At 64.4% G+C, this 5144-nt stretch carries 5 protein-coding genes; 4 read left to right on the top strand and 1 reads right to left on the bottom strand.

Annotated features, from left to right (window positions below; genetic code table 11):
• Positions 1–173: 173 nt before the first annotated feature.
• Entirely contained in the window at positions 174–362 is a 189-nt protein-coding gene (locus ACVOLI_RS20105) for a heavy-metal-associated domain-containing protein (protein WP_481615732.1), read from the bottom strand.
• 131 nt (positions 363–493) lie between these two features.
• On the opposite strand from ACVOLI_RS20105, the gene ACVOLI_RS20100 reads away from it, so the two are divergent.
• From ACVOLI_RS20100 to ACVOLI_RS20085, 4 genes are all read left to right on the top strand, one after another.
• Complete coding sequence (locus tag ACVOLI_RS20100; protein WP_481615731.1) at positions 494–2986, top strand: heavy metal translocating P-type ATPase; 2493 nt, start codon at positions 494–496, stop codon at positions 2984–2986.
• Positions 2987–3010: 24 nt separating this feature from the next.
• The gene (gene cueR / locus ACVOLI_RS20095; protein ID WP_481615733.1) at positions 3011–3466 is read left to right on the top strand and encodes a Cu(I)-responsive transcriptional regulator; all 456 of its coding nucleotides are present in this window, start codon (positions 3011–3013) and stop codon (positions 3464–3466) included.
• A 210-nt stretch (positions 3467–3676) separates the two neighbouring features.
• The gene (locus ACVOLI_RS20090; RefSeq protein ID WP_303748602.1) at positions 3677–4252 is read left to right on the top strand and encodes an OmpO family porin; all 576 of its coding nucleotides are present in this window, start codon (positions 3677–3679) and stop codon (positions 4250–4252) included.
• Between the two features lie 299 nt (positions 4253–4551).
• A complete protein-coding gene (locus ACVOLI_RS20085) occupies positions 4552–5013 on the top strand; it encodes a hypothetical protein (protein WP_481615730.1) in 462 nt (153 codons plus the stop codon).
• Positions 5014–5144: the final 131 nt, after the last annotated feature.

Genomic DNA, 5144 nt, shown 5'->3' with positions numbered 1-5144 from the left:
GCGGGGGCGGGGGGGTGGGGGGGTCTGGGGGCCCCGCGGGGGGGGGGTGCGGCTGGTTTGCGCCCGCGGGCCCCCCCCCCCCAAGCCGGGAGTCCATGACAACCCGGCAATGCCTCGATCTGGTAATTCGTCAGCTTCGCGGCTGACACCGCTCCTACAACGGCAGATCGGCGTTACTTCGCCGGGAAGCCCACGTCTTCCAGTGCCTTGGTGAAGTTCTCCACTGGCTGGCTGGACTCGATCTTCACATTCCTGCCTGGCAGGTCGATGTCGACCGTGGCGGCGGGGTCCACATCCTTGATGGCGGCCGTCACGCTGCGTGCGCAGCCGCCGCAGGTCATGCTTTCGATATGCAGTTTCATGGGGTTTCTCCGTTGGGGTAGAGCCAGCTTGCAGCTTGCCACGATGGGAAGGTCAAGCGATAAAGAGCGCTTGACCCTCCCATCGTTGGAAGCTTTAAGGTGCCTCCAACAATAGAAATGGAGACGTGCCGATGAGCAGCATCGCCAGTCCGGGCAAGCAGAGCGCCGGTCCCACCACCGAAGATCTGATGATCGAAGGCATGACCTGCGCCTCCTGCGTGGGCCGGGTAGAGCGTGCGCTGAAGGCCATCCCCGGGGTGAGCCAGGCCAGCGTCAACCTGGCCACTGAACGTGCCAGCGTGCAGACCGACGGCAGCGTGCCGCGCGAGGCGCTGGTGCAGGCCATACACAAGGCTGGCTACGAGGTTACCGCCCCCGCCGCGCAGGAGCTGCTGATCGAAGGCATGACCTGTGCTTCCTGCGTAGGCCGCGTCGAGCGCGCGCTGAAGGCGGTGCCGGGCGTGCAGTCTGCCAGCGTCAACCTGGCCACCGAGCGCGCCAGCGTGCAGGGCAGCGCCGCCCCGGCCGCGCTGTTGGCGGCGATCGAAAAGGCCGGCTATACGGCCAGCGTGATCGGTAGTGCCGGCAGCAATGAGGATCAGCAGGCGCAACGGCATGCTGATGACCTGCGCGTGCTCACCCGTGATCTGTGGATAGCCGCAGCGCTGAGCCTGCCGGTGTTCCTGTTGGAAATGGGCGGGCACCTGATCCCGGCCTTCCATCACTTCATCGCCGGCACGCTGGGCACCCAGAACAGCTGGCTGCTGCAGTTCGTGCTGGCCACGCTGGTGCTGGTGTTCCCTGGTCGCCGTTTCTACCAGAAGGGCATCCCGGCCCTGCTGCGCGCAGCGCCGGACATGAACTCGCTGGTCGCTGTCGGCACGCTGGCGGCGTACGGCTACTCACTGGTTGCGACCTTCCTGCCGCGGTTGCTGCCGGCCGGCACCGTCAACGTTTACTACGAGGCCGCCGCGGTCATCGTCACCTTGATCCTGCTCGGTCGCATGTTGGAGGCCAAGGCCAAGGGCCGCACCTCCGAGGCGATCAAGCGCCTGCTCAAGCTGCAGGCCAAGACCGCGCGGGTGCGTCGCGATGGCAGCGTGGTCGAGCTGCCGCTGGAACAGATCGCCAGTGGCGACGTGATCGAAGTGCGCCCGGGCGAGCGCATCGCGGTGGATGGTGAGGTTGTCGACGGCGACAGCTATGTCGATGAATCGATGATCAGCGGCGAGCCGGTGCCGGTGCAGAAGGCGCCGGGTAGCACTGTCATTGGCGGCACCGTCAACCAGACCGGTGCGCTCGGCGTGCGTGCAACCGCCGTCGGCGGCGCAACGGTGCTGGCGCAGATCATCCACCTGGTGGAGCAGGCGCAGAGCGCCAAGCTGCCGATCCAGGCGCTGGTTGATCGCATCACCCTGGTGTTCGTGCCGATCGTGATGGGCTTGGCGCTGCTGACCTTCGCGGTGTGGCTGATCTTCGGCCCCGAGCCGGCGCTGACCTTTGGTCTGGTCAATGCGGTGGCGGTGCTGATCATCGCCTGCCCGTGTGCGATGGGTTTGGCCACGCCAACCTCGATCATGGTCGGCACCGGCCGTGGCGCCGAGCTGGGCGTGCTGTTCCGCAAGGGCGAGGCGCTGCAGCTGTTGAAGGAAGCGCAGGTGGTGGCGGTGGACAAGACCGGCACCCTGACCGAGGGCCGTCCGCTGTTGACTGACCTGCAGCTGGCCGAGGGCTTCCAGCGCAGCGAAGTGCTGGCACGCGTGTCGGCAGTGGAAGACCGCTCGGAACATCCGATTGCCCGCGCCATCGTCACCGCCGCGCAGCAGGAAAACCTGCAGTTGCCGGCCGTGGATGCCTTCGAATCGGTGACCGGCTACGGCGTGCGTGCGAACGTGGACGGCGTGCGCGTGGAAGTGGGCGCGGATCGTTTCATGCAGAAGCTCGGCCTGGATGTGGCGGTGTTTGCCGCCGATGCGCAGCGTCTGGGTGAAGAGGGCAAGAGCCCGCTGTACGCAGCGCTGGATGGCCGCCTGGCGGCGATCATCGCAGTCTCCGACCCGATCAAGTCCGATACCCGCGCCGCCATCGCCAGCCTGCATGCGCTGGGCCTGAAGGTAGCGATGATCACCGGCGACAACCGTCGCACCGCTGAAGCCATCGCGCGCCAGCTCGGCATCGATGAAGTGGTTGCCGAAGTGCTGCCGGAAGGCAAGGTCGATGCGGTACGCCGGCTCAAGGCCGAGCACGGTCGGCTGGCCTATGTCGGCGATGGCATCAACGACGCGCCCGCCTTGGCCGAAGCCGACGTCGGCCTGGCGATCGGCACCGGCACCGATGTGGCGATCGAGGCGGCCGATGTGGTGTTGATGTCCGGCAGCCTGCAGGGCGTGCCCAATGCCATCGCGCTGAGCAAGGCGACGATGGGCAATATCCGCCAGAACCTGTTCTGGGCCTTCGTCTACAACGCCGCCTTGATTCCGGTCGCGGCCGGCGTGTTGTATCCGGTCTGGGGCATCCTGTTGTCGCCGGTGTTTGCGGCCGGTGCGATGGCGCTGTCATCGGTGTTCGTACTCGGCAATGCGCTGCGCCTGAAGCGCTTCCGCGCCCCACAGATGGACGCTTGAGGAGTGATGACTATGGAAGAGGGCATGAACATCGGCCAGGCCGCCAAGGCCTCTGGCATCTCCGCCAAGATGATCCGTTACTACGAGGACATCGGCCTGATCGGGCCGGTGGCACGTACCGACGCCGGTTACCGCCTGTACGCACCGCGCGATATCCACACGCTGGGTTTCATCAAGCGCTCGCGTGACATGGGCTTCAGCGTGGAGCGTATCAGCGAACTGCTGGAGCTGTGGCGCGACCGCTCGCGCCACAGCGGCGACGTCAAGCGCATGGCGCTGGAGCACGTGCAGGTATTGCAGCAGCGCATCGCCGAACTGCAGGGCATGGTGCAGACCGTGCAGGCGCTGGCCAATTGCTGTGCCGGTGACGACCGCCCGGATTGCCCCATCCTGCGTGATATCGAGACCGGCGTGCCGCTGCACGACGCCGCATTGCCAACCACATTTGGCGGCGTCTCCGCAGGCAAACGCGCACGCTGATTATTGCGTGCAATTGCGAAAATGAACGGGATGCAAAGTGCGCGCGCGCCGCGCGTGCCAGAAAACGCCTGAATAAAAGCCAAAAATCGGCGTTTTATTGCAGGCGTGGTTTCAGGGTTTGTTGGGGCGTCTAACGGAAAACTTACATCCGGACGCAGACAGCTGTTTGCTGTCGTGCCATCAAGCTCAGTAATGCAGAGGTAGTACCCCATGAAGACTTCGTTGATTGCCCTGGCGCTGGTTGCCGCCCTCCCGTTCGCCGCTTCGGCCGCTGACGGCCTGTCCTACAACTATGCTGAAGCCGATTACGCCAAGACCTCGGCCGACGGCAAGGCTGAAGGTTGGGGCGTAAAGGGCTCCTACGGGTTCCTGCCGAATTTCCACGCTTTCGGTGAATACACCCGCCAGGAAATCTCGCACACCAACCTTGATATCGAGCAGTGGCGCGTTGGCGCCGGTTTCAACAAGGAAATCGCGCCGACCACCGATTTCGTTGCTCGTGCGGCTTACGAAAAGTACGACGAGAAGTTTGCCCAGGGCCTGGACTTCAACGGCTACAGCGCTGAAGCCGGCATCCGCACCGCATTCGGCAAGCACGCCGAGGTGTATGCCATGGCTGGCTACGAAGACTTCAGCAAGAAGCACGGCATCAGCCCGGAAGGTGACTTCTACGGCCGTCTTGGTGGCCAGGTGAAGTTGAACCAGAACTGGGGCATCAATGGCGACATCAAGATGTTCAACAACGGTGACAAGCAGTGGACCGTCGGTCCGCGCTTCAGCTGGTAAGACGTACTGGCGCCTTGGCGTCATGTAGCGAAGGAGGGCCCGGTTTTGCCGGGCCTTTTCTTTTGGGTTCTTGCTGTTGTTCGAGATTTTTCGCTGGAAGCCTCCCCTCACCCCAACCCCTCTCCCGCACGCGGGAGAGGGGCTAGTGGACTAGCAGCCGACGTGATCCGAGCCCCTCTCCCGCCTGCGGGAGAGGGGTTGGGGTGAGGGCAAGCTCTTGCTTTGCTTCATGTAACACTACTGCAACCAAACTGCAGCAAAGTGCGCCTCAACCGGCATCGGCCGGAAGGACCATGAGAATGAAAACCCGCCTGCTGCTCGCCGCGATGCTGTTGTCGACAACCCCACTGGCCTGGAGCCAGCAACGCGACTACCTGCCGCTGGAGCAGCGCCTGAGCGCCGAACAGCTGCAGCAGGTCGGCTTGAGTGCGCAGCAGCTGGAGCTGCTCAATCGCATGCTCAGCGAAGCAACGCCATCGCCGGCACCAGTGGCCGCCGCCACGCCCACGCCGGCCCCCATGCAGATCGGCCTGGAAGAAGGGCCGGTGCACAGCAGCGTGCAGGGAACGGTGGAGGGCTGGGAACCGGGTACGGTGTTTGTGCTGGCCAATGGCCAGCAATGGAAGGTGCTCAAAGGCCAGATGCGCCTTCGCGCTGCCTTGCAGTCACCGGAAATCGAAGTGATCCCGGGCATCGCCGGGCGCTGGTTCCTGCAGGTGGACGAAGACCTGCCGAAGGCGCGGGTTTACCGCATCCTGTAAACGGTCAGACCGCGCGGGCGTTGCAGCTTTTGTAGGAGCGGCGTCAGCCGCGAAGCTGGCAATGCATGCGCGCGCCGGAGATTCTCTTCGGCCGATATCTCGTTATCCGCTGCTTCGGAAACAACTGTGGC

It is taken from the genome of Stenotrophomonas sp. STEN029 (assembly GCF_056760015.1).
Note: the sequence above shows the minus strand (reverse complement) of the source record. Positions and strands in the feature narration are given on the sequence as shown.